Origin of the sequence: Paenibacillus sp. UNC451MF (assembly GCF_000686845.1) — a bacterium.
Taxonomy (GTDB): Bacteria; Bacillota; Bacilli; order Paenibacillales; family NBRC-103111; genus Paenibacillus_S.
In genome coordinates, this window is sequence record NZ_JMLS01000019.1 from 90,592 (window position 1) to 105,520 (window position 14,929).

Below are 14,929 nucleotides of genomic sequence, written 5' to 3' on the forward strand. Positions count from 1 at the left end.
CTAGGCTGTTGTTGTTTTAAGGTTTGCTGACGCTGGCTGCTTGCTCGATTTCGTGCGAGGACGAACGAAGATAAAGTACGATGCCGTCCATGTTCCGAGAATCATAAACAACAAGGAAATCCAACCCTGCCAAGTCATCATAGCGGTCATGACAAGACCGTTACCAATAGAGCAGCCTCCAGCCAGGCTTGCCCCGAAGCCCATCAGCACGCCGCCAACCATACTGCGTACAGCCACTTTGGCATCCGGAGCCCGGAAACGGAACTCCCGGCTTGCTTTGGCCGCGATGAACGAACCAACGAAAATACCGAGTACCAAGAAAACGCCCCAGTTCAAATATTTTTTGCTATCGCCTGTAATCAGGTACTGCAAAATATTTGCCGTCGGAGTCGTAATGCCTAGCCCCGACATTCTGCCTGTCGCTTCGCTTAAAGGCCATGCAATAAGAGCAACAAGTCCAACGAGAACAGCCGTAAAAAACGGATGCCAACGCTTCTCGAACAGCAAATGGTTAAGCCCGGTTCTTTTAGCCTTCATCGAAGGAATGAAAACTTTAGGCTTGCGTAATTGTTTCACTACAAGGAATATCGTGACCAGGGTCAATAAAGCGATAAATGGCCACACACTCATGCCGAATGTTGCTGGAATGGAGTTGGTCGGTGCTGCGAATACCTTAAAGCTGTCATTTACCGGAACCAATACGCCAGTTTTCATCACTGCGCTGGTAACCATGTAGCCGAACAAGCTGATCCAGCTGCCGATCAAGCCTTCCCCTGCTCTATACCAGGTTCCTGTTGCACATCCTCCTGCCAGTACGATACCGATCCCGAATACGAATGAACCGATAATCGTTGCCATCCAAGGGAACGTTCCTGCTTTAAACTGAATGAGTCCCATTTGAATCAATGCAAACACGCCGACACTTTGAATGGTTATCGCAATCAGCAGCGCGTAGAACATCCGGTTGTCCTTGGTCAAGTACATATCCCGGAAACCGCCGGTCAAGCAAAACCGTCCCCGCTGCATAATAAAGCCCAGCAGCGCCCCGCACAATAGACCGGTTAATATCATTTGTCCCACAATCATTCTCCTCTCGTTCCTATATCCGACTAAATCGATATGATTTATTTTAGCACATCAAGAACGAGAGTCAATGAACAATATTTCCTTGTTATCCTATATTTTCAACAAGGCTTTAGATAGCTCTATAGCCCACTAACCCCTATGCTAAAAAGAACTTTTAACGCTAAGAAGAAAGGAATTGTTTCATGTGGAACATTTTAGACCTTATTGGGTCTGCGTCATATTGTGTCCGCAGCTAGTGTTCTGGAACTTCTCTTTTTACACTTAAACACCCATGCCGGAGGAATATTCATCCAAGTGTATCCTGTATCCATCCTTGGGAAACGCATCCGAAAATGCTCCTTTAGCAGCAAAGTATATTGAAATGCGACAAAAGTTCCTTTTTCCGCTAAAGCATCCTGTATCGCATCAAACAGCTGTTCCTTCAGCTCGTAAGAAAAGTTCGCAAAGGGCAGCCCCGAAACGATCAGGTCGAACGGTTTGCCGGTTTCCTTTACAATTTCACCCAACCTAAGCGCATCATCCATTAGGGTCAACTCTGGATATCGTCTCGCCAGATCGCTTCGGAACGCTTCGTTTTGTTCAAACAAAACCAATTGGCTTGAAGCATTTCTATGTCGCTGAATATACTCAGTAAACACACCAGTACCAGGGCCGAGTTCAGCGATCTGATTCATTTTATGCCAAGGCAAAGTTACCGGCAGCATTTTGCGGATTAAAAACCCCGAGCTCGGAATCACGCTGCCCACTTGCCCCGAGTTTACGAGGAACTCTCCGAGAAAAGACGGCTTTTTCATTCGACCCCTACTTTCTTTTCTAGCAAATATACGCTCATCCCGAAGAACAGCAGCGCCAAGACGATCAAAGTGTACATGGAAGGAAGATTTATATAGGCTATGCCCCATATGAGCGCACCTACAACAAAGCTTATAAAGGCAGCCAAATGAGACCATTTACCGCACCATTTTCCTACAAGAGCGCTCATGAAGCTTAGAAATACCCCATTCGTTAGTAAGAGAAACCACTCAGCCACAAATCCAACCTTTGCCCATTCGAAAGTAATCAAAGGCTCTGCTCTAAACAGCTTTCCGCCACTAACCCCATATTGCACCCATAGGCCGATAATCATAATCGCCGTTATAAGGAGCACTTCCCACACTATCGAAATATATTTGGACAGGAGCAGATAGGTTCTAGGGATAGGAAGAGACAACAAATGATATATGCCGTGCTGCCTCCACTCATCTCTCCAGGAAGAAAAACAGCGCAGAAACGGAATGAGCAGCATGACGGAAAACACGGTTATGTCCAGAAGCGTGACGATATCTAACCCTTCAGTAAGAAACATTTGAATCATCAAGACAATAACTACTGCATTGAGGAGAACCGTTGCCCCGAGAGCAACCAGCAATGTATTTCTCCTATTACGCAGGTCGGTTAATAATAGTCTTCTAAACGCGTGCATGATCATACACCTCTTTCAGAATTTCCATTAACGACTGGCTTCTTTCCTGTTTTAACGTCTCCACGTGGCCGCTAAGCAGAAGCTTGCCATCGTGTATAAATAGAACCTCATCCAGCATAACCTCAACCTCGGAAAGCTCGTGGGTCGTAATGAGAATGGTCTGCCCTTCCTCCAAAAAATCCTCTACAATCGCTTGAGCGATCTGCTTTCTTGCGAAAGGATCGATCCCGGAGAAGGGTTCATCCATAAGCAAATATTTCGCTTGCCGGCTTAACGCCAGCAGCAGCTTCATCTTGGCCAGAATCCCTTTGGACGCCTGCCGAATCGGTAAATCCGGTGTTAATTCAAAGAAATCCAATAAGTGACGAGCCTTATCATCGTCCCAGTCCCAGTACATATCCTTCATGTATTGCATCGCATCGGATAGAGTCATCCACGGATACCATACATCTACATCGGGTAGGTAGGTCAACTTACCTCTCGTATCCAAGCAGGGAGATTTTCCATCTATCGTGATTTGGCCGCGATCCAATCGCGTAAGCCCGGCTATTGCTTTAAGGGCTGTAGATTTGCCCGCTCCGTTCGTCCCAAGCAATCCAACAATTCGGCCTTCCCCTACTGTAAAGGATATATCGTTCAACGCCTTTTTATTTCCGAACATCTTGACAGCATGCTCCACCTTAATCATCGAGCTGCTCCCCTTCCCAAATATTTTTTCATTGTATCCAATATTTCTTCATCCGACTTCCCAAAAGAGCGAAGCATTTCGATGCTTTGAGATACCGCGGCATCCAACGCCTCCTCGCGAAGTGATTCTAGTATCTGGGCGTCGGTCGTCATGAAGCTCCCTTGCCCCCTAGCAGTCATAATCAATTTCATATCCTCCATTTCTCGGTAAGCTCTTTGAATCGTGTTGGGATTGACCCCGAGTCTCTTCGCAAGCTCTCGTCTTGAGGGAATCTCTTGACCAAGTTGATAGGTGCCATTGATGAACTTAATTTTGATGTCTTCTATAATTTGAGTATAAATTGGTTCTTTTTGATTGAATTCCATCATAGCCAGCCTCCGTAGATGTAAAAACAGTGTTACTGTATTAATTAATTAATACAGTAACAGCAAGATTGTTTATTGTCAATCCGGTATTTATCTTGTAACCTCCCGTTCATCGCACGTTCATATTCGCGGCCTAATATTTGTGTTGTCAGTAAGAAGAACGCTTGCGAGGCACAATCTCTATAAGTGCTTGAAAATAACAATAATGGGGGGATTACCTTATGTTTAATTTTATGCTGTTTGCTCATTTTGCAGGTTTAATTGCTTGGTTAGGCGCACTATTAGCCATTGTCATTATGCTCGGAATGCTCAAAACCGAACTCGGGTCTCCGGAAGCCAGCACTTTAGCAAAACGAATTATCCGAACCTTCAGCATGTTTGCTCATCCGGGAGCTGTGCTGGTGTTAATCAGCGGCGTTTTTATGATCGTGCAAATGGGTATGGGAACGGAGAAGCCGTTCTGGTTGCAGGTTATGGAAAAAGGCGGAGGTACGATCATTCTGCTCGCACTTATTTTGACCGGCATCTTGGGCAGTAAGGTTAGAAAACGACTGGGTGCCGCGGCGGGGACCACTCAACAACCACCTTTAAAAGGCTACTTGATATCGATGAGCGCCGTTATTGTTATGACTTTAGGTATTATGCTAGTGGTAAGTCTAAAAATTTAAAGTGCCTAGAATTTTAGTTAATATGATGATTTTCTACACCTGACCGTGTGTTTTCACGGTCTTTTTGTCATTCACAGCTAGTGAAGATGCGGCATTGTAGACCAATAGTATACTTAGTATACTATCTAACAAAAAGGTGGGTACTTGTATAAGTGTATATAATATATAATAATTATTATGAGTAGCTATTATGCAAATTATTGGCTCTCATGCTAAAGGTACCATAGGGAAACATGTTAACAATACCTGATTTCTTCAAAAAATAGATGAGTGGGAGAGATTGCAATGGAGTTACGCAACAAAACAGCCATTATTACCGGCGCAGGCAAGGGAATAGGTAAAGCAGCAGCCTTAGCTCTAGCTAAGGAAGGTGTTCACCTTGGATTGGTGGCGAGAAATCGGGCTGAACTAGAAGCCCTTCAATCTTCGCTCAGCAGCACCTATGGAATCCGTGCTTATGTTGCTGCGGTTGACATTACGAATAAAACGGAAGTGGATCAAGCTATCGGAAATCTGATCACTCAACTTGGTTCTATCGATATATTGATCAATAATGCCGGCATAGCGCAATTCGGCACCTTGCTTGACATGGAGTCCGAGCAGTGGGAACGCATCATCCAGACCAATCTAATGGGGACCTACTATGTAACCCGTGCCGCTCTGCCGACTATGCTGGAGCGGCAGAACGGGACTATTATTAATATCGCCTCCACCGCTGGAGAACGTGGATTCGCTACAGGATCTGCTTACTGCGCCTCCAAATTCGCCGTACTCGGATTAACCGAGTCATTGCTGCAAGAAGTGCGCAAATCCAATATTCGCGTAACCGCCCTGACGCCAAGTACGGTTAACACCGATTTGGCTCTCAATGCAGGGCTCAAAATAGGAGACGAGGACCGCATGATGCAGCCTGAGGATGTAGCCGAGCTCATCCTCGCTACGTTACAGCTGCCGCAGCGGGTATTTATTAAAACCGCGGGGATTTGGACGACGAATCCCCAATAAAGGTATGCCGGGACCCCTACCTTGAACCAAGATGCTGGGGTTCCTTGTTAATGAAGTCACCAGTTGAAAGTCATACGTATCTCGTAAACGATTCTAGGAGGGTGATTCTAATGAACGAAACAGCAACGAAACGAATACAGGACATTCCGTTATCTATTCTTGATCTAGCCCCGGTAAGAGAGGGCAATACACCCGCTGATTCCTTCCATAATACGCTGGATCTGGCGCAGCATGCGGAACAATGGGGTTACAATCGCTACTGGCTTGCAGAGCATCATAATATGCCAGGAATCGCAAGTTCGGCGACATCTCTCGTCATTGGCTACGTAGCCGCAGGTACCACAAAGATCCGCGTCGGCTCGGGCGGCATTATGTTACCGAACCATGCTCCCCTAATGATTGCAGAACAGTTCGGAACGCTGGAATCCATGTATCCGGGCCGTATCGATCTTGGGCTTGGCAGAGCGCCGGGCTCCGACCAGCCCGCCATGCGTGCTTTGCGCCGCGGCCTCGGCAGCGACAACAATGATTTCCCCGAGCAGCTGGCCGAGCTGCGCGCTTATTTGAATCCTACGGCTATCGACTCTCGTCCTATGGGCGTGAGAGCCGTTCCAGGAGAAGGCTTGGATATTCCGATCTGGCTTCTGGGCTCCAGCGGCTTCAGCGCCCAGCTCGCAGGGCATCTTGGACTGCCGTTTGCATTTGCAAGTCACTTTGCACCTGATTACTTGCTTGCCGCCTTACAGCTATACCGCAGCAGCTTCCGTCCTTCAGAAGTATTGGATGAGCCTTATGTGATGGTCGGCGTTAACATCGTTGCGGCGGATACCGACGAGGAAGCGCGTAAATTGGCAACGTCTCACGAGCAGCAGTTCCTGAATATTATTCGCGGCAGAACAGGCCAATTAAAGCCTCCAGTAGATAGCATGGACTCTCTCTGGACGGAACAGGAAAAAGCGATTGTCCGAAAACAGCTAAGCTATTCGATTGCTGGAAATAAAGATACCGTCCGGGACAAGCTGGAGTACTTCCTGCAGCAGACGCAGGCTGATGAGTTCATCATTACCGGACAAATCTACGACCATCAAGCACGCCTCCGCTCTTATCAGATTATAGCTGAGGATGTTAAGGGAAGCTTGTAAACAGATTTTGTGGAGACCTACAATCGTTTAAATATCAGCACAAAAAGGAGCATGCCCCGGGCAGCTCCTTCTTTGTTTTTACCTACGCCTACCACTTCATTATTCCGGTCGGTCCAGTACGAACTGTTCTCCCAACTTCGAGTAGCTGGCGCCAGCAAGCCGGCTAACCGGCCGAAGCGCTTTTGGATCAATATGACCACGATCATAAACCGCTTCATCGAGATGAAAGCATACAACCTTGCCGATTAATAGATCGGCGGCAGGTGCATCGTGCGTCCCACCGAGAGCAATCGCCTGCTCAAGAACACATTCCATTCGGATACGTGCTTCGGCGATACCTGGCACCGAAATCTTCTCGCTCTTAACCGTGGAGAGCCCTGCGAGGGCTACCTCACTCTCATCTGGAGGCAGCGCGGCAGCGGTCTGATTAATCTCTCGGATATACGTTTCGTCCGATATATGAACGACAAATGCGCCTGCATCTACTGCATTTCGAGCCGTATCTTTCATTCGCCCCTGTTTTCTTTGCACCGAGACCGATACCATTGGCGGATCGGCAGTGACGATATTAAAGTAGCTGAATGGAGCGGCATTCACTACCCCTTGGGCGGATATCGTCGTTACAAGTGCCATGGGCCTTGGAATAACGCTCCCTATGAGCAGCTTGTAGCTCTCCCGTTCACTAATGTCCTTTGGATCCATTGTAATCACTGAAGCACCTCGTTTTCTTCAAAGCTTTCTACATTAAGCTCATTCAAAGGTTTCATGATACCAATCTGCTGCAGCATCCACTTCGGTACGGGTTAACTGGTGCCCGGCACGCTCCCAATGGATCGTAACCGATGCCCCTGCTTCTTTTAGCAGCGTCGACAGCTCTTCGGTTTCCTCCGGGGAACAAATCGGATCGTTCATTCCAGCTCCAATAAATACCGGTACATCGGTTAAGTCAGGAAGTCCAATTCCACGCCGCGGAACCATCGGATGGTGAAGAATAGCTCCCCTTAATGCATCGGGATAATGGAATAAGAGACTGCCCGCGATGTTAGCACCGTTAGAGTAACCTATCGCTACGAAGTTGTGGCGGTCCAGCCCATGCTCTACAGCAGCCTGGTCTAGAAAATCATTCACTTCCTTCGTACGAAAGATCAAGTCCTCTTCATCGAACACGCCTTCAGCCAATCGCCGGAAGAAACGCGGCATCCCATTTTCCAGTACGTTGCCTCGAAGACTCAGTACCGGGGAACCCGGTGAAATTTCCCGAGCTAACGGAAGCAAATCGCGCTCCGTACCTCCTGTGCCATGGAATAGAACGATAACCGGCGCCTCGCTATCCATTCCTTTTATAAATACATGTTTCATTATTTATCCCCCTCCAATACACGTACCTCGATAGGATCCAAATTGGCTTCGATCTGAGGACGATTGGCCTCGAACCATTCAGGAAGCATCAGCTTATCACCCAGTTCCTCCGGTTTCTCGTCGCGTGCAAAGCCTGGAGGATCTGTTGCGATCTCGAACAAAATACCGCCTTCCTCGCGGAAATAGATGGCATTGAAATATTGACGGTCAATAATCGGAGTAGGACGGAATCCGCTGCTCTCAACATGTTTTCTCCACAGCTCATGCTCTTCATGATCTTTGGCCCGCCATGCAATATGGTGTACCGTTCCGGCTCCGCCTGCCCCATAAGGCATTGGAGTTACGTTCACATCAATAACATTACCCAAGTCTCCTGTAGCTTTGTAGCGCGCATAGGAGCCCTCCTGACCGATCTTTTGAAGACCCATCACTTGTTCCAGTAAATTGCCCGTTTGAACAGGGGCCGTACTGAACAGAACCGCACCTCCGAATCCTTTAATCGCCTTATCCGCTGGAACTCCCCCGAATGACCATTGACTTGGAGTGCCTTCTTCTCTCTCCACAATTTCAAGACGCAGCCCATCTTTGTCTGAGAATTGAAGGTAATGCTCACCGAATCGATCCGATTTCATTACGGAAACCCCTAATTTTTTCAAGCGGGCCTCCCAAAAATCCAACGAGCCCACAGGAACGACATAAGAAGTGATCCCTACCTGTCCCCCGCCGATGCGGCCTTTACGTGATCCTGCCCACGGGAAGAAAGTAATAATGGTACCCGGGCTTCCGATTTGGTCTCCGAAATATAAGTGATATACTTCCGGAGCATCGAAGTTGATCGTTTTTTTGACAAGTCTTAAACCAAGCACTCCAGAATAAAAGTCAACGGTTTCCTGTGCATTGCGTACAAAAGCTGTAATATGATGAATTCCTGCTGTTTTAGTCATTTTAATATCTCTCCTTTTTATAAATAAATATAAGGTTCATTAGAATCAAAACAGGTTATAGCTTACAAACTCGCCTGTCGGCTTGCGGTAGCCGCGCGGCCTTTGACTTGTGACGGCTTCTTTTCCTATCGTAATTAGCATTGCTGGAACATAGTTGTCGGGAATATGCAGCTCTTTGCGGAGCGCCTCCGGGTCAAACCCAATCATCGGACATGTATCCCAGCCCTTATCCTTGGCGATCAGCATAAGCAGCATAGCAGACAAGCTTGCATTGCGAACTGCCTCCTCATGCTTGAACGCTTCACCTCGTTTCTCATAAAAACCAAGAACAGATTCAACGGTCATATCATATTCCTGCTTGCTCATGACCCCTAACTGAAGTAAGCCTTCGTTAATAGAAGCTACATCCTTGTAGGCATCCTTATTGCCAAGAACCACAATCGCAGCTGATGCGGTTTTAACCTTATATTGTTTATTGGCAGCCTCGTATACTTTGTCTTTGAGCTCCGGATCTTTGACGACCACATAGTGGGTATGCTGCAAATTAAAGGCGGACGGAGCGAACTTCACAAGCTGGAATAGCTCCTCCAGCTCTTTATCCAGTATTTCCACACCGGGAATAAAGTTATTAGCCGATCTGCGCGCCTTCAGTAGAGTAGTGAAATCGTTCATGGCAAGTCTCTCCATCCATCTTTTTTGTGAATTAGTTCATCAATGCATCCAAAGAATACGAACCGGCACCTATCAAAGCCACCCCTACAGCTACGGCAATTAACATCAGGTTGTATTCATACCCGTTACCAGTAGCCCAATACCCGTTTTTACCATGAACCTTAACAATAGCGCCCAGCATTGTGATAACAATCAGCGCAGCCCCTACAGTGGTAAATAGACCGGCAGCGAACAACAATCCTCCTATAAGCTCCATCAAACCGGATAAAACCGCCATCTGTACGCCTGGCTTAATTCCAACCGATTCCATCCAGCCACCGGTTCCTTTCGGCCCGTAGCCTCCGAACCATCCAAACAGCTTCTGTGCTCCATGACCCATAAAGGTCAAGCCTACAACCAATCGTACGATTAACAACCCTAATGCAATACTCATTTGAAATTCCTCCATTATATTGTTTTTAAGTTAATTGATTTAAAGAATCTTAAATTTAAGATATATGATAAAAATGTAAGCAGTTATATGCAGCGTTTCTGAACATAACTACTTGTAATGGTCCTGTGCGTGTTTGCCTAGCTTTTTGAGCAATTGGCTGGCTACTCGCTTTTCTTCTGGCGTGAGTCCCTCTACCGCTTTACCTATGACCTCGGCATGTTGAGGAAATACATCATCTATGAACTGCTTTCCTTTATCCGTAATCTCTGCGTAAATAAGACGTCGATCCTCTGTCGAGGCTTTCCGCTGTACGAACTGCTTCTTCTCCAGCTTATCAACCACATACGTAATATTGCCGCTGCTCATCAACACTTTACCACCAATTTGCTGTATAGGCTGTGCGCCTTTGTGGTATAACAATTCCAGAACCCCGAATTCCGTTCGATTTAAACCGTTTCGCCGAATATCACGATCTGCGTGTGCATTCACCCATTGGCTAGCTCTGGATAGTGCAATATACAGGTCCAAAGAATCTTCTCGGTTATTCGCCATTTCGCTCACCTCCAATGTCGCTGCTAAATATCTTAAATTTAAGATACTTTATTTTGATCTATTTGTCAACAGCCGGATTATCATTTTTTTTAAAATAAAAAAGCCTGTAATTAACACAGGCTTTGCTCTCCTATTTCAGCTGTTTAATCGCATAGGAATGGCGATCGTTTTCTTTTTTCAACTCTGCGCTGTAGTCGTCTCTCAGCTCGGTCAGCTGCCCTTTCAATGACTCAATCTGCTGCTGGGCCGCCCCTTTTTTAAATATTTGGTCAATCAGCGTCTGAGCATCGGTGAGCTGCTTTTCCAGTTCGCCCCTTGCCGTTTCCGCTGTTTTGGAAGTATCGCTGGATAACGAGTTGATTTTGTCCAAAAGATCCTTATGCTTCGTTTTCGCTTCCTCTAGTGCTTTATCATAGGAGGTTTGGCTAGAATAGGCGCCAGGACTGTCCTTACGAACTTGTGCAAGCTTCTCCTCCAGCTGCTTCCGATTCTGATTGTAGCGTTCCTTAATCTCGTTCAACGCGGTTTCGTGACGATCATTCTCAATCCTTAGCGGATCCGACTGCGAAGATGGATTCGTATTAGGAAGCGTAGTCGTCTCGTTGCCCATATCGACTTTACGCACCAGGACATCGTTGGAATACTCGCTTACAGACAGCAGATTGCCCTTTTTATCGTAGTAGGAAATCATCCCATCCATGGTATTGTTTCTAAAATCACCGACGATTTTCTCGCCTTTGGAGGTGGTATAGGTTCCTTTGCCGTCACGGTTGCCGTCAACAAAATCACCTTCATAGACATCGCCGTTTTTGTAAACCAGCTTACCTTTACCATTCGGCTGTCCGTTATCAAATGGACCTGTATATTTATCTCCATTTTCATAATAGAGCGTTCCATTATAGCGCTCTCCGTCCCCGAAGTTTCCGTCAAACATCAGGCTTCCTCCGGCAGAATACTGCTTACCCGCCCCGCTGAACACGCCATCCTTCATAGCGGCATCCGTCTCCAGCTGACCGTTGTCGTAATAAGTTTTGGCGCGTCCGTCCTTAGGAACACCATCAGCCATAGTTCCATCGAACAGCGGCTTGCCGATCGAATTCACAAGCTTCCCTTTCCCCTCTGGATATCCATCCAACAGCATCCCCGTATATTTGTCTCCGTTTGGATAGACATACTCCCCTTTAACTGGCTTGGAGCTGTCCGTCGTTGTGTCTGTTGGCTTTGACGGATTTGAGGTCCCTCCTGAACCTGTGTTTCCGGTAGAAGCTGTACCTTTTGGCGTTGTTAGATGAATCGTGGATGTATTTTGAACCCATTTCACATCTTTGCCTGAGGCTTCACTAACGAATCGGAGTGGAACGAGCGTATTGCCCTCCACTAAGCGCGGCGCAAGCTCCAGCTCATTAAGCTGGTCATTGACATAGGCGTCCGTGTCATCAATCGCTAACTCTATTGTCAAACCATCCTTGGTACCTGTGACTGTCTCCGTATCCGCGTCCCAGCTCACAGCGAGGCCCAGCTTTTCAAATATAGCCCGGAAAGGAACCAGCGTCGTCCCATTTTCCAGGATCGGCTGCACTTCAAACTTGATCAGCTTATTGTCCAAATATACACGTATCGGCCGTTCCGCCGCGGCATTCACGGAATAAGGAAGCGACAGCGCGCCCCAGAGCAAACAAGCCGATAGCATGGCGTATCGTTTTTTCATCCCCAGCTATCCCTCCTACTTTATCTTCCATTTATTTTACAATCATTTACAGCAGGTGTCGAAACTCCTACTCGTTATATCGACCAATGGAGGGCGAATGTTAAATACTTTTCGGACAGCTGCTCGACACAAAAAAAAGACTCACGCCCCAACGGGACATGAGCCTCTCTATATAGGCATCGATTAATCGATGTAGGTAACAATGCCTTTTTCCATTAAATAATCCATCTCTAGCTCCAAAATCGTTTCGACTGTCAGCTCGTCCAATTTGACATCCTTGCGGCTCATCACATAATCGACGATCTCATCGCTATCGATATCATCTTCCTTTGCGTTATTAATAAAAGTCTGTTCATGCTTTAAAACCAGCTTAATGCTCTCGGCATCCACTTTCGTTTTGCCAACGATAAACTGGATAAGCTCTTGCTCGTTAATCGCATCGCTCATAGTAGTCATCCCCTTATGGTCTCTTTAGTGCCATTGTAACACAAAATCTATTGACGACCTAAGGAGATGCTGCAATTGCAGAAAAAAGCCTCCATTCGATCAAGAAAGTCAAGCTTCCTTCGACCAATAGAGGCTCCAAATGGAGATATGGTATTACGCTGCTTTGGTGTCCTTTGCGGACGAAGCGTCGTCTTTTGAATTGGACAAACATAAGTTCAAAATAATAGCGGTCAATGAGCCGGATACAATCCCGTTTTGCAGCAGCATTTTGGCAAAGTCAGGCAGCTGGTCGAACATTTGGGGAAGCGTAGCCGAACCCAAGCCGATAGCGATACTGCAAGCCGCAATCAGCAAGTTGCGCTCTTTGCGCAAATCCACCTCGGACAAGATCGAAATCCCCGAAGCAGCAACCGAGCCGAACATGACTACCATAGCTCCGCCAAGCACGGCATTCGGAATAACCGTCGTCAAAGCAGCAAGCTTAGGAAGCAGGCCTAGCACTACCATAATACCGCCCGCGGCGAAAATAACATCTCTCGTTTTCACACGAGTCAAAGAGATCAGGCCAACATTTTGGGAGAAGGCTGTATAAGGGAACGCGTTGAAAATACCACCCAGCATGATAGCCAAGCCTTCGGAACGCAGTCCGTTGACGATCTGCTTTTGCTCGACCTTTTGATCGGTTGCTTTCCCTACAGCAAAATAAACGCCTGTAGACTCCACCATACTGACGATATTGACTATGATCATCGTAATGATAGCGGTGATGCTAATTTGAGGAATGCCAAAGTAAAAAGGCTGTGCGATGCTGAACCAGGATGCTTCCGCAACCGATGAGAAATGGACTATACCCATGAAATACCCGATGACCGTTCCGACTAACAAGCCGATTAGCACGGAGATGGCACGAAGAAATCCAGTAGCCAAACGATTCACAACAAGAATAACGAGCAGCGTAACAAGAGCTAGCAGCAAGTTGCTAGGCTGTCCGAAATCCGGTGCACCCTGACCGCCTGCTACATTGTTCATTGCGACCGGAATCAAAGATAGTCCGATGATGGTAACGACCGAGCCGGTCACGATGGTAGGGAAAAACTTCAGCATTTTGCCGTACAACGGTGCGGCCAGAACGACGAACAAGCCGGATATGATAATGGCCCCGTACGTTGTCGCCAAATTCGAGGTTGAGGCAATAGCAATGATCGGGCCAACCGCCGTAAAGGTACATCCCAATACGACAGGCAATCGACTGCCGAAGAACCGGGTTCCCATAACTTGCAAAATCGTAGCGAGTCCGCACGTAAATAAATCGGCTGCGATCAAATAAGCCATTTGGGCAGGAGTCAGCTTGAGCGCTCCCCCCACGATCAGCGGCACGACAACGGCCCCGGCGTACATGGCCAGGACGTGCTGGAAGCCCAAGGTCACAACCTTTTGTTTACTTAACATTCTTCTTTTCTCCCCTAGACCTTTTGGATTAAATGATTATCCTCCACAAAATTCACCACGCCTGGCGACATCGATGCAATCCGAGCCAAAGAGTGAACCTCCAAGCCTCTTGCTTCAAGCAAACCGCGGCCTTCCTGAAAGCTCTTTTCAATGACGCATCCAACGCCCACCAACTCAGCGCCCGATTCCTTTACAATATCAACAAGCCCAACCAACGCCGCGCCTGTAGCTAGGAAATCATCCACGATCAACACTTTATCGTTTGAATTCAAGTATTTCTGGGAAACGCTGACTTGATACGTTTCTTGCCGGGTAAACGAATGTACCGGTGCCGAATATACGTTTTCTGCAAGAGTGACAGCTTTCTTCTTCTTGGCGTAAACGAACGGAACACCCAGTGCAATACCTGCAGCCATGGCAAATTGAATACCGCTAGCCTCGATAGTGAGTACTTTGGTAATGGGCTTGTCTCCGAAAATTCGCGCGAACTCCCGGCCGATCTCCAGCGCGAGCTGAGTATCCACCTGGTGATTCAAAAACGAGTCCACCTTTAGTACAGTATCGGACAGGATCAATCCCTCTTGACGTATGCGTTCTTGAAGTAATTTCATAGTGTGTCTCGCCCCTTTTCAACAATTAAAAAAAGGACAGGTTCCTTGAGCTCTTCTCTTCTCAAGTGAAGCCTGTCCTTCTGGGTTTTTGTCCCTTGTGGTGTAGCACGCGAGGTGCCCGCATCGCTCGGACCAGCCTTTCTTTTCCAATAGAAGAAAAGTAACGGAACCCTAGATGCGCTTTTCACTCATAGTCGGTCGATTCATACGGTCGTCCGGTAGAAACTAATGGGCCATATTCCCATAATTATACGAGTTCATATGAAGTTTTACTTTGTATATAGTACACGCTACGACCTATCGTTTCAAGAGGAAATTTCTCATAAAACGACAAGATT

18 protein-coding genes and 1 riboswitch are annotated in these 14,929 nt (G+C 47.1%); of the genes, 3 read left to right on the forward strand and 15 right to left on the reverse strand.

Translation table 11 applies throughout. The annotated features are described in order from the left end of the window. The 5 genes from BP97_RS0119315 to BP97_RS0119335 form a co-directional block, all read right to left on the reverse strand. On the reverse strand, positions 1-1,071 hold the full coding sequence (locus BP97_RS0119315) for a YeeE/YedE family protein (RefSeq protein WP_028550580.1): 1,071 nt from the start codon (positions 1,069-1,071) through the stop codon (positions 1-3). Between the two features lie 230 nt (positions 1,072-1,301). Continuing rightward, on the reverse strand, positions 1,302-1,880 hold the full coding sequence (locus BP97_RS0119320; RefSeq protein ID WP_028550581.1) for a class I SAM-dependent methyltransferase: 579 nt from the start codon (positions 1,878-1,880) through the stop codon (positions 1,302-1,304). Next, positions 1,877-2,548, reverse strand: a complete 672-nt coding sequence (locus BP97_RS0119325; protein ID WP_028550582.1) for a hypothetical protein — start codon at positions 2,546-2,548, stop codon at positions 1,877-1,879. Before BP97_RS0119325 ends, BP97_RS0119320 begins: the two co-directional genes overlap by 4 nt. Further along, positions 2,535-3,236, reverse strand: a complete 702-nt coding sequence (locus tag BP97_RS0119330) for an ABC transporter ATP-binding protein (RefSeq protein ID WP_028550583.1) — start codon at positions 3,234-3,236, stop codon at positions 2,535-2,537. Before BP97_RS0119330 ends, BP97_RS0119325 begins: the two co-directional genes overlap by 14 nt. Beyond that, a complete protein-coding gene (locus BP97_RS0119335; RefSeq protein WP_051620775.1) occupies positions 3,233-3,604 on the reverse strand; it encodes a GntR family transcriptional regulator in 372 nt (123 codons plus the stop codon). Before BP97_RS0119335 ends, BP97_RS0119330 begins: the two co-directional genes overlap by 4 nt. A 218-nt stretch (positions 3,605-3,822) precedes the next feature. Between BP97_RS0119335 and BP97_RS0119340 the strand changes: the two genes are divergently transcribed. The 3 genes from BP97_RS0119340 to BP97_RS0119350 all read left to right on the forward strand — a co-directional run bounded on the left by BP97_RS0119340 (position 3,823) and on the right by BP97_RS0119350 (position 6,416). After that, positions 3,823-4,269 (forward strand): hypothetical protein, encoded by a 447-nt coding sequence (locus BP97_RS0119340; protein WP_028550585.1) that lies wholly within the window; start codon positions 3,823-3,825, stop codon positions 4,267-4,269. 285 nt (positions 4,270-4,554) lie between these two features. After that, positions 4,555-5,274 carry a 3-ketoacyl-ACP reductase gene (locus tag BP97_RS0119345; protein WP_028550586.1) on the forward strand — a complete coding sequence of 240 codons (720 nt, stop codon included), beginning with the start codon at positions 4,555-4,557 and terminating at the stop codon, positions 5,272-5,274. Positions 5,275-5,384: 110 nt separating this feature from the next. Further along, complete coding sequence (locus BP97_RS0119350; RefSeq protein ID WP_028550587.1) at positions 5,385-6,416, forward strand: LLM class flavin-dependent oxidoreductase; 1,032 nt, start codon at positions 5,385-5,387, stop codon at positions 6,414-6,416. A gap of 99 nt (positions 6,417-6,515) precedes the next feature. On the opposite strand, the gene BP97_RS0119355 is transcribed toward BP97_RS0119350, so the two are convergent. The 10 genes from BP97_RS0119355 to BP97_RS0119400 all read right to left on the reverse strand — a co-directional run bounded on the left by BP97_RS0119355 (position 6,516) and on the right by BP97_RS0119400 (position 14,591). Further along, the gene (locus tag BP97_RS0119355) at positions 6,516-7,127 is read right to left on the reverse strand and encodes a flavin reductase family protein (RefSeq protein ID WP_028550588.1); all 612 of its coding nucleotides are present in this window, start codon (positions 7,125-7,127) and stop codon (positions 6,516-6,518) included. Between the two features lie 39 nt (positions 7,128-7,166). Further along, the gene (locus BP97_RS0119360) at positions 7,167-7,775 is read right to left on the reverse strand and encodes an alpha/beta hydrolase (protein WP_028550589.1); all 609 of its coding nucleotides are present in this window, start codon (positions 7,773-7,775) and stop codon (positions 7,167-7,169) included. Next, positions 7,775-8,719 carry a ring-cleaving dioxygenase gene (locus tag BP97_RS0119365; RefSeq protein ID WP_028550590.1) on the reverse strand — a complete coding sequence of 315 codons (945 nt, stop codon included), beginning with the start codon at positions 8,717-8,719 and terminating at the stop codon, positions 7,775-7,777. Before BP97_RS0119365 ends, BP97_RS0119360 begins: the two co-directional genes overlap by 1 nt. Before the next feature lie 45 nt (positions 8,720-8,764). After that, positions 8,765-9,391: a nitroreductase family protein gene (locus BP97_RS0119370; RefSeq protein WP_028550591.1), complete on the reverse strand. Its 627-nt coding sequence runs from the start codon at positions 9,389-9,391 to the stop codon at positions 8,765-8,767. 31 nt (positions 9,392-9,422) lie between these two features. After that, complete coding sequence (locus BP97_RS0119375; RefSeq protein WP_028550592.1) at positions 9,423-9,824, reverse strand: DoxX family protein; 402 nt, start codon at positions 9,822-9,824, stop codon at positions 9,423-9,425. A 108-nt stretch (positions 9,825-9,932) separates the two neighbouring features. Then, a complete protein-coding gene (locus tag BP97_RS0119380) occupies positions 9,933-10,376 on the reverse strand; it encodes a MarR family winged helix-turn-helix transcriptional regulator (protein WP_028550593.1) in 444 nt (147 codons plus the stop codon). Between the two features lie 130 nt (positions 10,377-10,506). After that, complete coding sequence (locus tag BP97_RS0119385; protein WP_028550594.1) at positions 10,507-12,084, reverse strand: copper amine oxidase N-terminal domain-containing protein; 1,578 nt, start codon at positions 12,082-12,084, stop codon at positions 10,507-10,509. Between the two features lie 183 nt (positions 12,085-12,267). Further along, positions 12,268-12,531 carry a hypothetical protein gene (locus BP97_RS0119390; protein ID WP_028550595.1) on the reverse strand — a complete coding sequence of 88 codons (264 nt, stop codon included), beginning with the start codon at positions 12,529-12,531 and terminating at the stop codon, positions 12,268-12,270. Between the two features lie 153 nt (positions 12,532-12,684). Beyond that, positions 12,685-13,980, reverse strand: coding sequence for a nucleobase:cation symporter-2 family protein (locus BP97_RS0119395; protein WP_028550596.1), 1,296 nt, complete (start codon positions 13,978-13,980; stop codon positions 12,685-12,687). Positions 13,981-13,994: 14 nt separating this feature from the next. Beyond that, on the reverse strand, positions 13,995-14,591 hold the full coding sequence (locus BP97_RS0119400; RefSeq protein WP_028550597.1) for a xanthine phosphoribosyltransferase: 597 nt from the start codon (positions 14,589-14,591) through the stop codon (positions 13,995-13,997). A gap of 171 nt (positions 14,592-14,762) precedes the next feature. Beyond that, positions 14,763-14,866, reverse strand: a riboswitch (purine riboswitch). Between the last annotated feature and the right edge of the window lie 63 nt (positions 14,867-14,929).

Bases quoted from the DNA above. Each gene is read 5' to 3' on its own strand.
- BP97_RS0119315 (WP_028550580.1), bottom strand. From the start codon at position 1,071: ATGATATTAACCGGTCTATTGTGCGGGGCGCTGCTGGGCTTTATTATG.
- BP97_RS0119320 (WP_028550581.1), bottom strand. From the start codon at position 1,880: ATGAAAAAGCCGTCTTTTCTCGGAGAGTTCCTCGTAAACTCGGGGCAA.
- BP97_RS0119325 (WP_028550582.1), bottom strand. From the start codon at position 2,548: ATGCACGCGTTTAGAAGACTATTATTAACCGACCTGCGTAATAGGAGA.
- BP97_RS0119330 (WP_028550583.1), bottom strand. From the start codon at position 3,236: ATGATTAAGGTGGAGCATGCTGTCAAGATGTTCGGAAATAAAAAGGCG.
- BP97_RS0119335 (WP_051620775.1), bottom strand. From the start codon at position 3,604: ATGATGGAATTCAATCAAAAAGAACCAATTTATACTCAAATTATAGAA.
- BP97_RS0119340 (WP_028550585.1), top strand. From the start codon at position 3,823: ATGTTTAATTTTATGCTGTTTGCTCATTTTGCAGGTTTAATTGCTTGG.
- BP97_RS0119345 (WP_028550586.1), top strand. From the start codon at position 4,555: ATGGAGTTACGCAACAAAACAGCCATTATTACCGGCGCAGGCAAGGGA.
- BP97_RS0119350 (WP_028550587.1), top strand. From the start codon at position 5,385: ATGAACGAAACAGCAACGAAACGAATACAGGACATTCCGTTATCTATT.
- BP97_RS0119360 (WP_028550589.1), bottom strand. From the start codon at position 7,775: ATGAAACATGTATTTATAAAAGGAATGGATAGCGAGGCGCCGGTTATC.
- BP97_RS0119365 (WP_028550590.1), bottom strand. From the start codon at position 8,719: ATGACTAAAACAGCAGGAATTCATCATATTACAGCTTTTGTACGCAAT.
- BP97_RS0119370 (WP_028550591.1), bottom strand. From the start codon at position 9,391: ATGAACGATTTCACTACTCTACTGAAGGCGCGCAGATCGGCTAATAAC.
- BP97_RS0119375 (WP_028550592.1), bottom strand. From the start codon at position 9,824: ATGAGTATTGCATTAGGGTTGTTAATCGTACGATTGGTTGTAGGCTTG.
- BP97_RS0119380 (WP_028550593.1), bottom strand. From the start codon at position 10,376: ATGGCGAATAACCGAGAAGATTCTTTGGACCTGTATATTGCACTATCC.
- BP97_RS0119385 (WP_028550594.1), bottom strand. From the start codon at position 12,084: ATGAAAAAACGATACGCCATGCTATCGGCTTGTTTGCTCTGGGGCGCG.
- BP97_RS0119390 (WP_028550595.1), bottom strand. From the start codon at position 12,531: ATGAGCGATGCGATTAACGAGCAAGAGCTTATCCAGTTTATCGTTGGC.
- BP97_RS0119395 (WP_028550596.1), bottom strand. From the start codon at position 13,980: ATGTTAAGTAAACAAAAGGTTGTGACCTTGGGCTTCCAGCACGTCCTG.
- BP97_RS0119400 (WP_028550597.1), bottom strand. From the start codon at position 14,591: ATGAAATTACTTCAAGAACGCATACGTCAAGAGGGATTGATCCTGTCC.